Origin of the sequence: Paenibacillus sp. RRE4 (assembly GCF_031844205.1) — a bacterium.
In the GTDB taxonomy this organism is placed as follows: domain Bacteria; phylum Bacillota; class Bacilli; order Paenibacillales; family Paenibacillaceae; genus Paenibacillus; species Paenibacillus xylanexedens_B.
The window spans coordinates 3605341-3623552 of record NZ_JAUZUT010000001.1; the positions used below are offsets into that span (position 1 = coordinate 3605341).

The 18212-nt window shown below is 43.7% G+C and carries 16 protein-coding genes; 7 read left to right on the forward strand and 9 right to left on the reverse strand.

Going from position 1 to position 18212, the window contains the following annotated elements; genetic code table 11:
- Positions 1 to 21: 21 nt before the first annotated feature.
- Positions 22 to 969, reverse strand: a complete 948-nt coding sequence (locus Q9R46_RS16230; protein ID WP_311280736.1) for an ADP-ribosylglycohydrolase family protein — start codon at positions 967 to 969, stop codon at positions 22 to 24.
- 518 nt (positions 970 to 1487) lie between these two features.
- On the opposite strand from Q9R46_RS16230, the gene Q9R46_RS16235 reads away from it, so the two are divergent.
- Positions 1488 to 2156, forward strand: coding sequence for an HAD family hydrolase (locus tag Q9R46_RS16235; protein WP_145332317.1), 669 nt, complete (start codon positions 1488 to 1490; stop codon positions 2154 to 2156).
- Positions 2157 to 2201: 45 nt separating this feature from the next.
- Positions 2202 to 3374 carry a mannitol-1-phosphate 5-dehydrogenase gene (locus tag Q9R46_RS16240; RefSeq protein WP_311280737.1) on the forward strand — a complete coding sequence of 391 codons (1173 nt, stop codon included), beginning with the start codon at positions 2202 to 2204 and terminating at the stop codon, positions 3372 to 3374.
- 223 nt (positions 3375 to 3597) lie between these two features.
- Here Q9R46_RS16240 and Q9R46_RS16245 read toward each other — a convergent pair whose 3' ends face one another.
- The 3 genes from Q9R46_RS16245 to Q9R46_RS16255 form a co-directional block, all read right to left on the reverse strand.
- Positions 3598 to 4491 (reverse strand): bromodomain-containing protein, encoded by an 894-nt coding sequence (locus Q9R46_RS16245; RefSeq protein ID WP_311280738.1) that lies wholly within the window; start codon positions 4489 to 4491, stop codon positions 3598 to 3600.
- A gap of 226 nt (positions 4492 to 4717) precedes the next feature.
- Positions 4718 to 5374 carry a YkyA family protein gene (locus tag Q9R46_RS16250; protein WP_311280739.1) on the reverse strand — a complete coding sequence of 219 codons (657 nt, stop codon included), beginning with the start codon at positions 5372 to 5374 and terminating at the stop codon, positions 4718 to 4720.
- A 28-nt stretch (positions 5375 to 5402) separates the two neighbouring features.
- A complete protein-coding gene (locus tag Q9R46_RS16255; protein WP_311280740.1) occupies positions 5403 to 6305 on the reverse strand; it encodes a polysaccharide deacetylase family protein in 903 nt (300 codons plus the stop codon).
- 381 nt (positions 6306 to 6686) lie between these two features.
- On the opposite strand from Q9R46_RS16255, the gene Q9R46_RS16260 reads away from it, so the two are divergent.
- Both Q9R46_RS16260 and Q9R46_RS16265 read left to right on the forward strand, forming a co-directional pair.
- Positions 6687 to 7631 (forward strand): DMT family transporter, encoded by a 945-nt coding sequence (locus Q9R46_RS16260; RefSeq protein WP_311280741.1) that lies wholly within the window; start codon positions 6687 to 6689, stop codon positions 7629 to 7631.
- A gap of 34 nt (positions 7632 to 7665) precedes the next feature.
- Positions 7666 to 8502 carry a sulfurtransferase gene (locus Q9R46_RS16265; protein ID WP_311280742.1) on the forward strand — a complete coding sequence of 279 codons (837 nt, stop codon included), beginning with the start codon at positions 7666 to 7668 and terminating at the stop codon, positions 8500 to 8502.
- Positions 8503 to 8646: 144 nt separating this feature from the next.
- On the opposite strand, the gene Q9R46_RS16270 is transcribed toward Q9R46_RS16265, so the two are convergent.
- The 4 genes from Q9R46_RS16270 to Q9R46_RS16285 form a co-directional block, all read right to left on the reverse strand.
- The gene (locus Q9R46_RS16270; RefSeq protein WP_311280743.1) at positions 8647 to 9171 is read right to left on the reverse strand and encodes a copper amine oxidase N-terminal domain-containing protein; all 525 of its coding nucleotides are present in this window, start codon (positions 9169 to 9171) and stop codon (positions 8647 to 8649) included.
- A 441-nt stretch (positions 9172 to 9612) separates the two neighbouring features.
- Positions 9613 to 10152 carry a DJ-1/PfpI family protein gene (locus Q9R46_RS16275; protein ID WP_311280744.1) on the reverse strand — a complete coding sequence of 180 codons (540 nt, stop codon included), beginning with the start codon at positions 10150 to 10152 and terminating at the stop codon, positions 9613 to 9615.
- Positions 10149 to 11348: a hypothetical protein gene (locus Q9R46_RS16280; RefSeq protein ID WP_311280745.1), complete on the reverse strand. Its 1200-nt coding sequence runs from the start codon at positions 11346 to 11348 to the stop codon at positions 10149 to 10151. Before Q9R46_RS16280 ends, Q9R46_RS16275 begins: the two co-directional genes overlap by 4 nt.
- The gene (locus tag Q9R46_RS16285; RefSeq protein WP_311280746.1) at positions 11345 to 12478 is read right to left on the reverse strand and encodes a HesA/MoeB/ThiF family protein; all 1134 of its coding nucleotides are present in this window, start codon (positions 12476 to 12478) and stop codon (positions 11345 to 11347) included. Before Q9R46_RS16285 ends, Q9R46_RS16280 begins: the two co-directional genes overlap by 4 nt.
- A 597-nt stretch (positions 12479 to 13075) precedes the next feature.
- Between Q9R46_RS16285 and Q9R46_RS16290 the strand changes: the two genes are divergently transcribed.
- Both Q9R46_RS16290 and Q9R46_RS16295 read left to right on the forward strand, forming a co-directional pair.
- The gene (locus Q9R46_RS16290) at positions 13076 to 13876 is read left to right on the forward strand and encodes a sulfurtransferase (protein ID WP_311280747.1); all 801 of its coding nucleotides are present in this window, start codon (positions 13076 to 13078) and stop codon (positions 13874 to 13876) included.
- Between the two features lie 263 nt (positions 13877 to 14139).
- Complete coding sequence (locus Q9R46_RS16295) at positions 14140 to 16113, forward strand: stalk domain-containing protein (protein ID WP_311280748.1); 1974 nt, start codon at positions 14140 to 14142, stop codon at positions 16111 to 16113.
- A 191-nt stretch (positions 16114 to 16304) separates the two neighbouring features.
- Here Q9R46_RS16295 and Q9R46_RS16300 read toward each other — a convergent pair whose 3' ends face one another.
- Positions 16305 to 17132 carry a helix-turn-helix transcriptional regulator gene (locus tag Q9R46_RS16300; RefSeq protein ID WP_311280749.1) on the reverse strand — a complete coding sequence of 276 codons (828 nt, stop codon included), beginning with the start codon at positions 17130 to 17132 and terminating at the stop codon, positions 16305 to 16307.
- A gap of 125 nt (positions 17133 to 17257) precedes the next feature.
- Between Q9R46_RS16300 and Q9R46_RS16305 the strand changes: the two genes are divergently transcribed.
- Positions 17258 to 18031 (forward strand): SDR family NAD(P)-dependent oxidoreductase, encoded by a 774-nt coding sequence (locus tag Q9R46_RS16305; RefSeq protein WP_311280750.1) that lies wholly within the window; start codon positions 17258 to 17260, stop codon positions 18029 to 18031.
- The last annotated feature ends 181 nt before the right edge of the window (positions 18032 to 18212 follow it).

Genomic DNA, 18212 nt, shown 5'->3' on the forward strand with positions numbered 1-18212 from the left:
CATGCTCTTTCTCTACATGTTCTATGATTTTCTCTGCGCGGTGTTGCCCAAAGCTTTTAACCATAATGTCTCATTTAATTGAGCAAACGTATCTCTCATTGCCAGCTTGTCCCGCCACTGGGATGGAATCCCACTTCGCCCGTAATACGCACCCGCAATCTGTCCATAGACAGCACCGGTTGTATCTGCATCATCTCCCAGATTAACGGCAAGCAACACGCCATCTGAAAAACCGGATGACTTGTTGAACGCCCACAGCGCGGCTTCCAGAGAACGAACCACATACCCGCTGCCTTGAATTTCGGGCGGTTCTTTACGCTCGTATGACCCCATAACCACTGCTTCGATGGCAGGTGAAAAAGAACTCCCTTTCTCCGTCCGCCAGCGCTTCATCGTCTCTGGAGATAACATTGTCGCCTTGTCTGCTCCATGGAATCCCGCCACAAGAATGGCTGCCAGCACTTCGCAAGCCTCTACACTTTCCGTCGCTGCATGTGTTGTTCGCGAACTCAGCCCTGCGTAACGAACCGCCTCCGACGGTTGAAGCGCATAAGCCATGGCAACTGGAGCAAGTCTCATGATGGAGCCATTGCCAGCAGTCATGGGGTCCGTTGATCCACTGTAGGCTTCACCGGTTCGAGCAAATCGTTCAAGCGCGCTTCGCGTAGCTCCACCAATATCAAAACAATCTCCGGTACTGCTCATATAACCGATCTTATACCAATTCGTATAGCGGCGCATTTGATCAGCGGGATCGAAATTGGGCTGACGCACAAGACTTTCCGCCAAACATAGAGCCATAGAGGTATCGTCCGTCCATTCTCCCGCTTTTAATCCAAACACTCCGCCGCCCACCATATCTGTAAGAGGTTCGAAGGTTCCTGGACTGCTGAATTCAACGGTTGTTCCGAGCGCATCTCCCACTGCAAGCCCGATCAAACTACCCTCAAAACGATCTTTTTGCAGCATGTTCTCTTCCTCCTTCACATCACTTATCGCGTTACAAGCTCATTCTCTTATTTTCCCACATGCGCTGATCTGCCGTAAAGCAAATTAAACAAAACATGCCGATTCATTTCTTCTATTATAAACGTGTCGAAAGCTGTTGGATGGTCAAATCCGATCCATTTTCAACAATTTTTTTTTATTTTTTTCGTGCTGAAAAAACCGTTCATCCATTACACCGCTTACATGCAAAGGGCTTAACGATTTGCAAGGTTTTATATTTTCAGAAAACAAGTCACACATATGAAAATTTACAATGTAAACATTCATGACACACTTGACCCTCTTCTTCGTCCTGTGGTACGGTTTTATTAGATCTAACGCATATTTTTTCCCAGATTAATATTCATTTTCAGCTTTTCGCGTCAACTAATGTTCCGCAGGTTAATGAATATACGGGAATTGATTTGCAGAAAATTTACGAAATAAAATGTTTTATTTCCAATCCCAACACAAATTCTGAAAACAGGAGGAACAAATGTATGATTAAGGCACTGATTTTTGACTTCGACGGAACGATTATTGACACAGAGACAGCGTGGTATATTGCATTTCGGGATGCGTACAAAGAACACGGTGTTGATCTGACACTTGATATGTACTCCGGGTGCATTGGTACCAGTCTCAAAACCTTTAATCCGTACGAATACCTGATCACAGATTTGAACCTTCCGATTGATCGGGATGAGTTCAGGGAATCGGTTCAATTGCAGCATGCTGCATTGATGAACAAAGAGAAGGTTCGCCCAGGTATACATGAATATTTGGAACAAGCAAGCAAAGCCGGCATAAAGCTCGCTGTAGCTTCCAGTTCCAAACGTGAATGGGTAGAGCAACACCTGGAGCAACTGAAATTAAAAGACTATTTCGAAGTGATCCGCACGGCAGATGATGTTGCCAACGTAAAGCCCGATCCGGAACTATACAATCAAGCACTGGAAGCCCTTGGAGTAACTGCAGACGAGGCCGTAGCCATTGAGGATTCACCTAACGGCGCGCGTGCAGCTGCTGCTGCTGGAATGCATTGCGTTGTTATATCGAACACCATCACTGGAACGTTGGCATTCGATATGCCTCACCAGCGGCTATCCTGCCTGACCGACCTGCCATTTAACGATTTGATCTCGAAGCCACTCGTCACCACTGCCTAAGGCTGAACGAATTTCGTCATCCAATCTTAAAGGGGGAGTTCACACATGAAAGCTGTACATTTTGGTGCGGGCAATATAGGCCGTGGGTTTATCGGTCATATGTTGTCCGCTTCCGACTATGACGTCTGCTTTGTCGCACGTAACCCAAAGAAAATATCATTGCTTCAGAAGAGGCGGGAGTATCCGATCACCCTTGCCAATAAGGAACAAGACACAACCATTGTAAACAACGTAACCGCAATTAACGTAAACGAGCAACATCGTGTCGCGGAAGAGATCGCATCCGCTGATCTCATTACGACAGCAGTAGGTGTATCTGCCCTAGGGGATATCGCCGAGCCGATTGCAAAAGGCATCTATCTGCGCATGAAAGCCAATAATCACAATCCTCTGCATATTATCGCTTGTGAAAATGCGATCGGCGGGAGCACCCGGCTGAAAAAGCGTATCTATCCTTTTCTGGATGAGTCCACCCGGGCCAAAGCCGAACGTTATGTTTCCTTCCCCAATGCAGCTGTGGACCGGATTGTTCCGGCTCAGAACCACGAAGACCCGCTGCAGGTCACGGTTGAACCTTTTTATGAATGGGTCGTTCACCGCCCGGCACTGCTGGATGGTTTTAAAGAAATCGAAGGCGTTCACTATGTTGATTCACTGGAGCCTTATATCGAGCGCAAAATGTTTACGGTCAACACGGGTCATTGTGTCGCCGCATACTTCGGTTATCTCGCAGGCTTGAAGACTATTCGGCAGGTCATGAGCAACACGCATCTTCGCGCCAAGGTGCGTCATGTCATGGAAGAGACGGGAGCCATACTGATTCGTAAACACGGTTTCAACGCGGAAACACACCAAAAATATATCGATACGATATTGGGACGGTTCGCCAACCCCAATCTCACCGACCAAGTAACCCGGGTTGCACGTTCTCCACTTCGCAAGCTTTCACCTCATGACCGGCTTGTTCGTCCAGCGATGCAGGCCAGTGAATTCGGAATGGCTGTTCCTCACTTAACCTCTGCGATGGCGGCCGCAATGCTGTTTGATGACAAACGCGATGAGGAAGCCATGAAGATGCAACGTTTCATTCATGAAGACGGCCTCTCTCCTTTTATCCGCGAGCGCATGGGCATTCCCGAAGACCATGTCCTTCATCAGCAGATCATAACCCGTTATGAAGAGCTTCAAGGGCACAAGGTACCGACGTTACTCACTTGAACTTGAGTCAAGGCTGAGAATCAACCAAGGCCGTTGACCAACAGCAACATTAATAACACGGCAAACAGCCGGGAGGAACGTGTGCTGATCCTGTTCTTTCCGGCTCTGCCAGTGTTTCTTTTTTCGAACACCACAAGCTGTAACATCTGCTCATCCTGCTCTCCATCAACACCAAAACAGCGCATCCCCTCTTTTCAGGAGACACGCTGTCCACAATTTCGCTTTATTCATTCATAATCGAGTTCACTGATGCATACACCATAGGCAGGAAACCTTCGGAAGGTTCACCAACCGGCGCATCAATGTGGAAAATGAACCCATTGCCGTCCAGTTCCTTGACGATGAAATATTGCGTTTTTTTCCCATTCTGAGACATCATAAACAGTCTTGCATCTTTCATCGGCCCATTGCTGAGCTGTTCAGGGGTTAATTCTTTGACTTCCCCCACCTCGGACAACTCTTCCTTCGCGTCCATCTTCAAATAATCCAGATTAAAGTCCGAAGGCAACTTCTCGATCTCTACCTTATACCCCGGATCAATCTTCATTGTTAACTCATGGTCTTCTGCATCAAAAGCCATCGGCTCAAAGATATATAGTGAATATCCTTTAGCCTGCGCCAGAGTTACTGGCCGCTTCTCCGTAATTCCCTCCACCGTCACTTCCAGCTCTGACGTTTGTGGACGGTCTGATGTAACGATGTCCCCTGGCCCAGTACCCGTCTTACCGTCATCCGCAGATGCGATTTTAGTAATCTCGGTAAGTACCAGCTGTTTGGTTGATGCATCCACCGTTTTTTCTATATATTTGAAACGAACCGAATCCTCATCATCGATATCGTCCAGTAACTTTTGCATATCCTCGCTCACCTGAAAAGACATCGCTTTATCATTCACACGAATCTCAACCGTGTGCGGGTCAGCCCAGCCCGTCAGTATTCCCTCTGCTTCAATAACGTTACTTTCCTCCGGCTTTTGTTCCGGCGCTGGTGACGTTTCCTTTGTATTGTTCACAGATGGTTGAAGTGCAGGTGCACTGCTTCCACAAGCCACAAGCGAGAATCCCATAAGCAGAACCACTAATGTAGTGCTGACCTTTGCCCTATTCCTTTTTCGCATATGAACACCTCCGTTAGCTTAAACGCAATGCTGCTTGTCCATGTTGCTACATCCATGGAACCAACGATACTTCACACGATCACTCCGGGTAGCGGCGGAACCTTGCAATCGCTGTTTTGTGCAAAGACTGTTCGTTCTATTTATATAGCTTCGTATACTATTTACTTACACGGGAATCAGGCAACTCAATCACGCATAAACGGTATTCAAAGCCCAACTCTCCAGCCTAGCCCGCCTGATCCAGCTTGACCAATTGCTCATGCGCGGCGTTGAATGCTTGCGTCTGCAAGTTGAATTGTTTACGTACTTCCGCAAGCTTGGCGTATTCTTCATTACGTGTGCGGATGGCACGTTTAATTTTAACAAGATTCGGCTTAACACTTGCTCGCATAAGCCCATACAGTTGTTCTTCAGCATTCAAACTATGCTCATATGAAACTACAAATAGCTCATAGGTTTTGGCTCTGGCCTCATATTGATCCAGCACTTTATCTGCATGAGCAAGCGTCTCTTCCTTCTCAATGGTCAGCTCCTTCAGAGAACGGCGCAGTGCATCGATTTTCTCTCCTGTATCTTCCATAACTTTACTCGTCTGTTCAAGCAATGCTCGTCGTTCCCGAATGTCAGCCTCTGCTTGATCCAGCAGTGCTTCGATATTGCTGTTCTTTTTCTTCCCTTTGCTTAAAATAGTCTTGTATAATTCCATATCTTCTGCTTCATAACGTGTCAAAGTCTTCAGACTTTTGTCGATCTCCTGACCGCTCTCCACCAAACGATTCACCTGATTGGCCGCAGGCTCCTGCGGCTCTCCACACCCGCTGAGCAGAAGCATCAGCAATAAACTGCATACTGCAAGGGTCATTTTTTTGCTCGTGATTAACATGTGTTCTCCTTCTCTTGCCATCTATCGTTTACAGACGGGTATCTCCACTAAAATTGGCGACCCAGTGTGCGTTCGGATCATATACTTCGAATTCATAACCCCGTTCTTCCAGCAGCTTCATAATGCGCGGCAGCGCCTGTACAGTCTGTTCCCGTTCGTGCATTAAAATAACTTCCTTATCCCTGTGCACACTGTTGCTCACTCGGGCTACGATTTTATCCGGCTGACCGGGAAGATTCCAGTCCAGGGAATCTGTGGTCCAGTCCCACATTTTGAAGCCTGCCGCAGCAATGTCCCCCCTGAATGCTTCGCCAATCTGCGGACTGCTCCCGTAGGGAGCACGGATGAGATGCGGTCTGTATCCGATCAGTTTTTCGACCATTTTCTGTTCCTTTTTGAACTCGTTCACAAAGTTCGCCGAGCTTCCGCTCTTATAGAGCTTATTGTAGTTATGTGTCATGCTGTGCAACCCAGGATAACTACCTTCCTTCACCAAACGTTTCACCGCATCCGGATGCTCATTCAACTGCCGTCCAATCATGAAAAACGTCGCTTTCGCTTCATGTTGCTTTAAAATATCCAGCAATTGATCTGTATATTGACTTGGCCCATCGTCAAATGTTATGTACACCACTTTTCGAACCTGCCCCATAAATCGTGCCGGCTCCTCCTTCGCCTCCGGTGTGACCTGAATCATCCCCAGCTTGGCAGGTTGTTCAATGACAGCAATTGGCGGTGGTGCCATTACCGTTTTCATCCAATGAGTCATACCGATAAACACATATGTCAAGCCCGCAACAAACACAAGCAAGAGCATGATTGCCACGCTCAATCTGCCGTAGCGGATTTTCCTTCTTTTATGAGTTTGTTTTCGACTGACACTGCGAATCGCATTTCCATAGTCTCGCGTTGTTTCTTGTTGTACTCTCACGACCTAGCCACTTCCCAACTGTCTTTTTTTCCCGATGAATGGAATATTATATCGATTCACGTCTCTATATAGAAGATTAATAGAAAAACCGTGCCTGTGAATGACAGAATAGTTACAAGCTCGGTTACAATCTGCTTATCTCTTTTCCATGTTTGTCTAACCACGGATGTGCAACTGAATTTATTCGTTGTTAAAAGCAAAACGTGTCTCATGGCCGAGATGCTGCTTCCAATTTTTTCAGCGTTCATACAACACTTATATATATCAAGATATCTGCTGAGTAGTGAAGTATCTTTACTTGCTATTGATCTTCCCTGCACTGACCTTCTCCTGTATAATGAGGTGATTTAGGTTATCTATTTACAAGAAGGAGCTACACCTATGACAAGCATGAACCGTGCCGGCAGATCCATCTATTTGTTATTTGTTGTCGGCATTATTGCCATTTCTTTCTCTTCTATTTTTGTACGCTGGTCTGACGCAGATGTTGCGGTCATTGCCATGTATCGCCTGTTTTTAACCAATGTGCTCATGCTGCCTTTCGTTTGGCCGCACAGGCATGAAATGCTTCGTCTGAATGTCCGGCAGTGGATCTTGTTACTCGCTTCCGGTGTGATGCTTGCATTGCACTTCCTGCTCTGGATGGGATCACTGCGATTAACCAGTGTCGCCAGTTCTACCGTCATCCTTGCTCTGGAACCGATTCTGATTCTAGCCGGATCGGTGTGGCTGTTCAAAGCCAAAATCAACCGCATGATGCTCATCGGTATGGGGATCGCGCTGTTCGGGTCGATCATTATTGGTGCAGGAGATTTTCAGGTGGCGGGTACTGCTTTGCAGGGGGATATTTTATCATTACTTGGCACGATGGCAGTAGCTGTGCATATGTTGCTGGGTCAATTTTTGCGAACAGGGCTCAGTGCATTCTCGTATAATTTCTGGGTGTTTCTTGTCGCTGCCTGTACGTTCGCGGTGTACAATCTGTTCATGGGGCATCCGTTCGGCGGTTACGCGGCTTCGGAGTGGGGAATCTTCCTGCTGCTTGCCATCGTTCCTACCATCTTTGGACATTACCTCTTCAACTGGTTGTTGCAATATATGAACGCGACCACGGTATCTATGGGTGTGCTCGGAGAGCCTGTATTCTCATCCATGCTGGCCTGGGTACTGCTGGGGGAAGCACTGAGTACACTTCAAATGTCGGCAGGTGTCGTGATCCTGTTCGGGGTGTGGATCTTCATTCGGTATGGCAAAACCAAACCCCAGCCCATTCCAGCTGATGCGCCCATCGCCGCTCCTGCTCCTGTTGAACCGAAGACGGTGTAAAAAAACTCATTACATATGAAGGCGGTGTGTTGTTATGAAAAATATAGTATCCATGCGCTGGCTGCTCGCCAGAATGTACGAATCCGATGTTGCCATCGTAGATTGCCGTTTCCTGCTCGGTCAACCCGATGCCGGACGTGAAACCTATGAAGCCGGACATATTCCGGGGGCTGTCTACCTTGATCTGGAAAAGGACCTTTCTGCTCCGGTCACCGAGCACGGCGGACGCCATCCGCTCCCTGATCCGGCTGCACTCGCAAGCCGCCTCGCTAAAGCAGGCATCGGCTCCAATAGTCGCATCATTGCCTATGATGACCAAGGCTGCATGAATGCATCACGTTTATGGTGGCTGCTTCGCTACTTGGGACATGAGCAAGTCTATGTTATGGATGAGAGTTTCTCCGCTTGGCAGAATGCCAAGTTCCCGGTGACAACGGACGTGCCGGTACAGATTCCGTCTTCGTTTGACGTAAAGTTACAGCCGCAGATGCTCGCTAGTGTAGAGGATGTGCAACAAGCTTCGGCAAGCGGTAGCGCCGTACTCATCGACTCCCGCGATGCCCGCCGTTATGCGGGGCTGGAGGAACCGATCGATGCCAAGGCCGGACATATTCCGGGGGCCGTGAACTATTTTTGGAAAGATGTGCTTAATGCGGATGGTCGCTGGTCTGGTGTTGAAGCATTAGAGGAGCGGTTCGTGAAGCTGGGGAAAGACGATGGGATTATCGTGTACTGCGGCTCCGGTGTCTCCGCCTGCCCGAACGTGATTGCGCTCGAAGAAGCGGGATTCACAAATGTGAAGCTGTATTCCGGGAGCTGGAGCGACTGGATTAGTTATGAGGGGAATGCGGTGGCGACGGGGGAAGAGTAGTTCGGAGGACAAGTCTATCGCATCTCGAAGACAAATACACCGCCTTGCAGGCCGATGCCTGAAGCGGTGTATTTTCAGTACCTGAACGTTTCCCAAGAAAAACGCGATGGACATCCGTCCACCACGATTGAATAATGAAATCGATTATTGCTTTTTACTTAACGATACGTTTGCTGTTAACGTCTTGTCGATCGTCGTCCAGTTTACATAAGCACCTAGTATTTCATTGATAACAGAGACCGGAACTACGGTTTCGCCATTTAAAAGCTTTGGTACTTTACTATTGAACACCAGTTTATCGTTAATTGAATACACATCTGAACCAATTTGAGCACTTATATTTTTCGTGCCTAATTTGATTTGCGTTGTACGCGACTTATTATCCCACACTACTGTACCGCCCAATAGCTCCGAAATCCTTCGAATCGGTACGTAAAACTCATCGTTATGAACAACCGGTTTGATTGTCGTACCCCCTACATTCATTACAACGTCAACATATTCAAGGAAATCGGTCTTTCGGATGAGTCCATGAACTCCTTTCGTTCGGTCTACGACCTGGGATACTTCATAATCCGTTGCCGCCGATAGGTATGCATAAGCTACACTTCTATCCATATCCAGCTTATCGGATAAAAATTGAATCGATTCGCGCACCGATTCTTTCATTGCTTCATCCAAATAATTTACATATATACGTCGTCAGATTTTGAATGGAGATAAAAGGAGGGAATCAATGTATAAATACAACAAGTTTTCTTTAAGCTTGTCAAAACAACTATCTTTTAAAATATGCTATTCTATTTAGTACTATAGAAACGAAAACTTCCAAGAGCAAAACATTCATAGATGAATGTTTTGTTCTTGGAAATTGAACAAACACTGCTATTAATTTTTACACAACTTCTGAATCCAAATTTGTGAGACTTGAAAGGAATCAAACTGTTACACCTTTGTTCGCAACTACTTGATAAGAGTTATGAAGTAGATTTACTACTTCTTGATTTTGGTGCAGACCCATAGCAAATTAATGTATATGGTGAAACTCCACTAATCGAGAGTTCAGGGTAGTCATTGATAGATAGCAACAATTGAACTCATTTCATATTACTAATTATTCTCAAAATATTTAAAAAATCTAATTGTTTCATTATAATCATCTTCGTCAGAATAAATATTTAACATTTTGCCTAACTCAATCGCAAAATCTACATATCCATTAGCTTTTGCAGTTATGATGTTCTGACTAACTGTATATGTTTCGGCATTGATTATTCCATTTCCAGTAAATTCCCTACCTTCTAAAACCCCTGCTTGTTTAACAAGTTCAACTCCTGAGCAAATGGCACCAATATATTTCCGGTTAATGTCTAACCTCTTGATAAGTGATGTTAGCTGGTGATTGCCTTCTACGGCGCCAATAGCTCCTCCTGGAATAAGCAATATTTCTACTTCGTCACAATCAATTTCTTTTATATCCACATGGGGTTTAACAACGAATCCCTCATAAGAATTCACCATCTCGGAATTTAAACCCACTGTTATAATTTCTCCTTGAGTTTTCATTAAATAAGTTGCCAACATTATTTCAAAATTGACAAAGCCGTCGTAAATTAAGACATGAGTATTAATGCTTACACCTGCTTTCATGTATTTTGAATTGAAGTTTCTCTTTTTAACTCTTTAGAACGGTTATAAGCACCAACAATCCATAGAGCCAGATTAAAGAAGGCCAAAACTATCACAATTGTCCCATCCCAAAAGTATAAAGACTGCCAAGAATGATTTGCTAGATTATCAATAGCTTTAGATACCGCTATCAAAAAGCCTGGAATAGAAAAGAATGAAAAGAGCAATATTGCCGAAAATATTCCTATTAAATAAATAAATGAAAATACTCTTGAAATAGCTTGTTCATTCTGTTTCAATTTACTCCATTCTATACGAGCACTTGTACTGTAGATTTTTTTCAAATAAAGAACTGCTTGTCCCAATAGATTCGAAGAATTTGTAATAGTGATTAAAACATAATAGAGATCGGTTCTGAAGAAAATGAGAAGATGCCATAAAAACTTATATATTTGTATGAGGACTATCAGTCTCATGTATCCCACAATTAATAAATCCTGTTGATAGATGTACTGGAACACGAGTGCAAGTAAAAGGATCACTGAGTCCCAAGCCATACCCGCTAGAAATGGCAAATATCTTTTTTTCCTTTCGATTGACCACAAAGAGTTCATGTTGGCTTCAATAACCATCCAAAACCATCTTATACTAATTTTAAAATTAACTGGTACCCCGAGTGATACTGCTGCAAAATAATGAGCAGATTCATGCAGAATCGTTAAACTCCATGATATTAAAAATAAAATAAGCAAACTTAAACCAACTGACTCATTAAAAATAAAATAATCCTGATAAGACGGAAGAAAATTAGGATTGTACGCAAAAATAATTACAGATGCAATAAAAGAAGTTAAATAAATGAGAACAGCAAACTTGTTAAAGAAAAATCTACCAACTTTTTTTCTTATTCTGCCTTCATTCTTACTAGCCTTAAGAGCTACCAAGACTTCATCATTAAATTTATGAATTAGGTTTAACTCTAATAACGTTTCCACAAAATCAATAATATCTACCTCAACATCGTGATTCTTTTTTAATAAATTCGATATTTCATCCAGTGTATTTATGCCATCCATTAGTTCTATAGCTAGAACACCTTCAATGGGGATTCGAATATAAATACTTTGTTCAGAATCACCAATTGTATACTCATCTCCGTCTTTTTGTACTGTCAAGTGATTAGCATAGACCTTCGATGATAAATTAACAGAAATCATATATGTACCTCACTGTTCGCAATATCAATCAATCTCTCAAGACTAACCACTCCTTTTAAATTCCTACTACTTCCGCATGTTGGACATTCATCAAGTTTTGACCAACTTTCGGATTTGAGGATATCCATTTTAGCTGTATCGTACACATGCGTTGTCGACGGAATCATACTTTGTGTATAATTAGTTAGCAATTTTAATACCTCAGCCGACAAAAAACCCGATAGTAATGCAACATGAGGTGCTACTGCAGAGTTAGTTTCTTCATATCTAGTTTCGTACAGAGCCTTCAATTGATGTTCAAAGTGCTTGTCTACCCTTAAACTTCTTATTAAGAAACAATCGTAGCACCCACAATCGGGTAAAATAGTTTCCCAAATAATTTTTGTATTACTTATTCCTCCTTGAACAATCGGTACTTTATGATGAACACACGCTGCATTTACCCAACGACTCGCAACAATCCCCGGTGAATCTATTCCGTTTATAACCAAGTCACTTCCACTAATAATATCTAATATATCATCTGGAGAGGTTACTTTTAAGTTGTGAACATTTACTATAATATCTTTATTTATTTGTTTAAGCCTCTTCTCCGTTTCAAGGGATTTGAAATTTCCTATACTATCCTCCGTGTAAAGAAACTGCCGGTTTAGATTACTTAGTTCTACTGTATCATAATCTACTCCTATTACTTGGCCAACACCTAAACCGACTAATGAAGCAGCGGTGAGACTTGCCCCCCCTAACCCTAAAACTACTACTTTTGAATTTTTTAACTTAGATTGGTGACTATATTTCCCTTGTTTTAAATCACTGAAGTTAGAAAAAAAGGTTAAATTAGCTCTGTATCTGTCTAATTCAGATAATGTTAGTCCCTCTACACTGGCATCAAAATCCTCAATAACGCCGATACTATCAAGTGCCTCAAGTCCATCCATTACTTCTCTCTTTGAAAGACCACATTTTGATATCAGATCTTCTAGAGTATTTTGTCCATTTAACATCATTATAAATCGGAGAATTACTCCATCCTTATCTTCAATTTCAAATACTTCTCTCTCAAATCCTAATCTAATATTATCTCCTGATCTTACTATTGGATTCATTACATTTTTGAATTTTGGACGCATAAAATAAGTTCTCCTTTATCAACAGGGCCGCTGCAATGCAGCGGCCCTGTTACATATAATACATTGCTTATTAGTTGTGGTGGTTAATCAGGGGTACCAATACTTCTACTTTCTTCACGTTGATTTTCATGCTCGTCTCACCTCCTACTTTTTACTGCTACTTAAGTTAGTTGTGGTGGTTGATCAGCGGTACCAATACTTCTACTTTCTTCACGTTGATTTTCATGCTCGTCTCACCTCCTACTTTTTTACTGTTACTTAAGTTAGTTGTGGTGGTTGATCAGCGGTACCAATACTTCTACTTTCTTCACGTTGATTTTCATGCTCGTCTCACCTCTTTATATGTAAATAATTAAGGGAATTTTTCCCTTAGATATTTATACCATTTAATAAAAATTATTGGAATAGTAGTTATTTACTATGATTATTTTCGTTATTATGAATCTTCTGTCGAAATATAATATTAAAGTAATATAAACTCATATTATCGATATTTTGTTAGTCTCAGACCCGGTTATATACTTGAACTTATTACATATAAAGGCAGTGTTTATTGTAATGAGAAATATTGTATCCATGCGCTGACTGCTTACCAGAATGCATGAACCGGATGTGGTCTTTGCCGATTACCGATTCTTGCTCGGTCAGCCGGAGACTGGTAGAAAAACCTATGAAGTTGGACATATTCCAGGATCTATCTATCTCGATTTGGAAAAAGATCTGTCTTCTCCTGTGTCTGCGCACGGCGGACGCCATCCACTCCCTGATCCGGCTGCACTCGCAAGCCGCCTCGCTAAAGCAGGCATCGGCTCCAATAGTCGCATCATTGCCTATGATGACCAAGGCTGCATGAATGCATCACGTTTATGGTGGCTGCTTCGCTACTTGGGACATGAGCAAGTCTATGTTATGGATGAGAGTTTCTCCGCTTGGCAGAATGCCAAGTTCCCGGTGACAACGGACGTGCCGGTACAGATTCCGTCTTCGTTTGACGTAAAGTTACAGCCGCAGATGCTCGCTAGTGTAGAGGATGTGCAACAAGCTTCGGCAAGCGGTAGCGCCGTACTCATCGACTCCCGCGATGCCCGCCGTTATGCGGGGCTGGAGGAACCGATCGATGCCAAGGCCGGACATATTCCGGGGGCCGTGAACTATTTTTGGAAAGATGTGCTTAATGCGGATGGTCGCTGGTCTGGTGTTGAAGCATTAGAGGAGCGGTTCGTGAAGCTGGGGAAAGACGATGGGATTATCGTGTACTGCGGCTCCGGTGTCTCCGCCTGCCCGAACGTGATTGCGCTCGAAGAAGCGGGATTCACAAATGTGAAGCTGTATTCCGGGAGCTGGAGCGACTGGATCAGTTATGAGGGGAATGCAGTGGCGACGGGGGAAGAAATTTAGGATTCCGATACATTGTAGATGGTTTGAAATAACTAAGCAAAAATGTCGCCTTGGTCTAAGGACTCATGGCGGCATTTTATCGCGTTTAGTAGGAGAATTTTTCGCTTAAGATATTGAGGCGATATTGCTTGTTACGACTAGGTCCCACGTCGAGCACCAATCTGAGAAAGAGACCGTCCAAACTTTTCCTTCTTGGTATTATCCCCTTATTCTCTTATAATGAATAATTTAGCAACCAATATACAATTTTAAGGAGATGGAGTATGAAAGAGAGTAAGGTACGCTTTACCACAAAGTTTCTGATCGTAGTAGCTATGATTTTATTTAGTGGGTTGCTACCGATTACAGGTGGAAAAGCAGAAGCAGCACAAGAGCGGTACAAATCGGAATTCAAATTTGAATTCAAATATGAGGAAGAAACATCCAGAGTTATACCTCAGGTTCGTGTAACGAAGTTTTATTTTGATGACGGTCGTGTGGAGACTGAACTTCATGAATTTCCAAAGCAGGCACGTGCTGTATCGAAAAATGCTCAATATTTGGAGAACGCTCGCAAAAAAGATGATCCAGCACTGAAACAAACATTTTATCCAGGCTGCTTTTCGAGTTTTGGCACACATGTGATGAATACAGAGAAAGGTCCGCTAGCTTTTACGATTTATTGTGATTCAACGACAGACAAACAACCAGATGCAAAAGGCGAAAAGAAGTCAGTAAGCAATCATGTTATCTATAAATATGATCTCGAGCGCAACCTTCTAAGCGTGTTGAATCAAGTACAAACGTTCGGGGAAAGCCGGCCTCCGTTCCGAATCTATTATGACTTTGGAGGCTATACGTTGCAGGAAGGTAACGGAGAAATAAACTATGAAAAACGAAATCTCCGAATCTATTCGCTACTCAGTAACAAGCTGCTGGCGCGTATTGCTGGATATCCACAGGAAATCGACCAAACCTTAAGATACACCGAGTACACAAAAACATCTAATTACAATACATATGGAAATAATAATTTCTCGGTAGAAACATTCATTTTGAATTCAGACGGAACCCGAACCAAAAGCAAGATTCCCGCACCACTACCAAAAAATGTTTTTTATGAGGAAAAAATCGGTTCAATAACTTATGTATCCTATAAAAATCCAAAAAGCGAAAATCATATGGTAGGTTATCGAACTTCTGCAAGTGCAGCAATCAAGCCATTATCTCGCGCAGATGCTTCAAGTTCTATAAGATTCAGTAAGCACAAACGTTATGTTCTGATTCGTCAGCAAACAGACAAAGAAAAAACAATAAGAATCGTCGATACAAAAACGGCAAAAGTTGTATCCGAAATTTCGGATATCGGCGTTGGAATATATAAGGAGATAAGCAATTCAATTCTTTTATTCCAAGCCGAAAAGAAAGATTACTACCTTCATGTGCCAACAGGAATTGTTACCCGTAACATGGAAAATTCTCAATTGGTACAAGCCGATACAGGTGGGTACACGGGTGACCAATCGAAACTGATCTCCATGCAAGCCCCACCACAAATGCTCGTAAATGGCAAACCGATGCACTATGCTGGCCAAGGCCCCTTCCTGACGAAGGACAACCGCTGGTACGTGGAAGTGAATGATTTTGCAAAGGCAGCGGATGCTACAGTGTCCAAAACTTCCAGTGGATTGACGATCAATCGTGGCAATTATAAAATGACCGTCTCCAAAACCGATAAAACGGTATTAACCTGGGCTGGGCAGACCTTCGTACCGTTGGAGACGCTGAACGAAAAATTGGGCATGGCTGGAGGTTTCTTGAATTCCCTTTTAGGTAAAGGCTACGAATACAAAGTGCTCCATGTTTTTTCCAAGGATCTGAAAGAAGCAGATGTTATCGCTCGCCCTGATCTGTACGAGGCCATCGAAAATGATTCAGGGAATTATTATTCAATGGAAAATGGTAAACCTGCCGCAAGGCCTTTGTCGGAAGCCAACAGATATTATTATGATGGAACTAATCTCATCTTCAAAGATGGCTTACTCGTAAATGTAGCTTCTATATACAATGCGGGTGGCCGTACGTTGCGAAATATTCTGTTCGATATCAATAAATTGAAGCATGTCATTGCCGTCTATGGAACGCCGAATGCAACCATGACTAGAGGACAAATGGTACGCTGGTACGAGGTGGATGGTAACGTGCTGGTATTCGAAGGTAACTCTGATTTGAAGGGTGCTTATTATATTTCACGATAAACACGAGGTGATATTCGGAGCTCCAAGCCCGTTTCCAAATAAGGAATCGGGCTTTTTTTATTTAGGCTGAAAGAATCCCGAGTCCTGCGGAATCCGGTGGCGACGGGGAAAAAGTAGGTACAGAACGCAAATCTACAGTACCTCAAGACAAACACACTCTGAATGAAGGGCATTTCAACTTTCACGGTTGTCTACTCATGCGTGAAGTAATGCTCTAAACGGGATTTTGTTGCCGGATGAGGCATATAGATCATCATTCGCTGATCTGGTTCATTGGGGAATTGAAGGGTGACATGCTCAAATTCAATCACTCCAAACGCGGGGTGCAAAAGCTTCTTGTAGCCGTCAAGGGAGACTGGCACTTCATGATACTGCCACATCCTTGTAAAATCAGTACTTGTCCTCTTCAGATCTTCAATTAACTTGTCGAAGGAATCATCGTTCAGATAACGCGCTCTTGACGTTCTGAACTCAGCAATCATTCTTCGTGAGACACTTTCCCAGTCCTCCGATCCTTCTTTCCAAATAGAATCCGTAAATTGGCGCCACATCAAATTATAATCATGCGGGGGTGACACCCTATGAATCATAAATACAGCATCTGCCGCTTTATTCCAAGCTAAAAAGTCCCACTTTTTCCCGATGACATAGGCCGGATTAGGATTCAATTCATTCAGCATTTCCTGAATGGATGGGCTGATTCTCTCTTCAATGATCGTTGATTGAGGAGGCAGTGATTCTCCAGCAAGCAGAAAGAGATGTCTTCGCTCATTGGGTGTCAGCTTGAGTGCTGAAGCCAAGCTTTCCAGTACACCTACCGACGGACGAATATCACGACCTTGTTCAAGGCGAGTGTACCATGAGAGTCCTATATTAGCGATCCCGGCGACCTCCTCTCGCCGCAAGCCTCGTGTGCGACGACGATTGCCAGGCAAAAGGCCAACATCAAGGGGAGAAACGGAGGAGCGTAAATCTCTTAAGAAATTACCTAGCGCTAAACGGCGCTCACTGTCGTTCAAGTAAACCTCCCCCTTATCCTATCACTCACAATCCTACCATTAAGCAGGTTCTCGTGACCATTTAGTAGTCAAATTATACTGAAGGTAGTTGATGAGATCAACAATTCCAGGCAAGGAGAATGAATATGACAACCATTGCAGGACAAATGTTGGCTAACAAGGTAGTAATGATTACAGGTGCGGGGCGAGGTATTGGAGCTGAGGCAGCAAGGCTGTTTGTACAGCAAGGGGCTTCTGTGATGCTCGTCGCGAGGACAGAGTCTGAGTTGCGTAAAGTCAGGAATGAGATTGTGACATCGGGTGGAGATGCTACATATTTTACAGCTGATCTGTCAGATGCAAGCAATGTTGAAGAAGCTATTAAAGCTACAGTGGAACGATATGGCCGTCTTGATGCCGCTTTTAATAACGCAGGTATCGGAGTCACGGTATCATCGCTGGTGGATGAAAGAGAAGAAGACTTCGACCTAATCCAGTCCGTAAATTATAAAGCAGTCTGGATGTGCATGAAAGCCCAGATTAAAGTGATGATGGAGACTTCAGGGTCAGGTTCTATTGTTAACACCAGCAGCGTGGGTAGTCTGAAGGGGAATCCGGGCTTGGGAGCTTACGGGGCATCTAAACGAGCGGTAAACAGCCTGACTCAAACAGCTGCGGTCGAATACGGGCCAGCGGGTATCCGTGTCAATGCGATTGCCCCAGGAACCACCATGACCGATATGATTCAGCAGTGGGTTTCTATTAATCCCGATATCATTGAACAGATTCGTGCAAAGACACCTCTCAGACGTCCGGCTGAACCTATTGAGATTGCTAACGCAGCCGCTTGGTTGCTTAGTGATTATTCATCTTTTGTTACTGGGGTCGTTTTACCTGTGGACGGTGGACTTAGTGTATAAGATCCGGTGGTCTGGGTCGAAACGTCTGAATGGATGTAGACATATCTTCGATCACAATCGCAAGCGGGTTATGGGAAGAATAAAAATTTTGATGATATTTTGAGAAAAGTCTTTCTGGACTAAACTGAGAGAGAGTTAATACGCTCCCAGTTAGTCCTTTTTTGATTCATGATAACAGAAA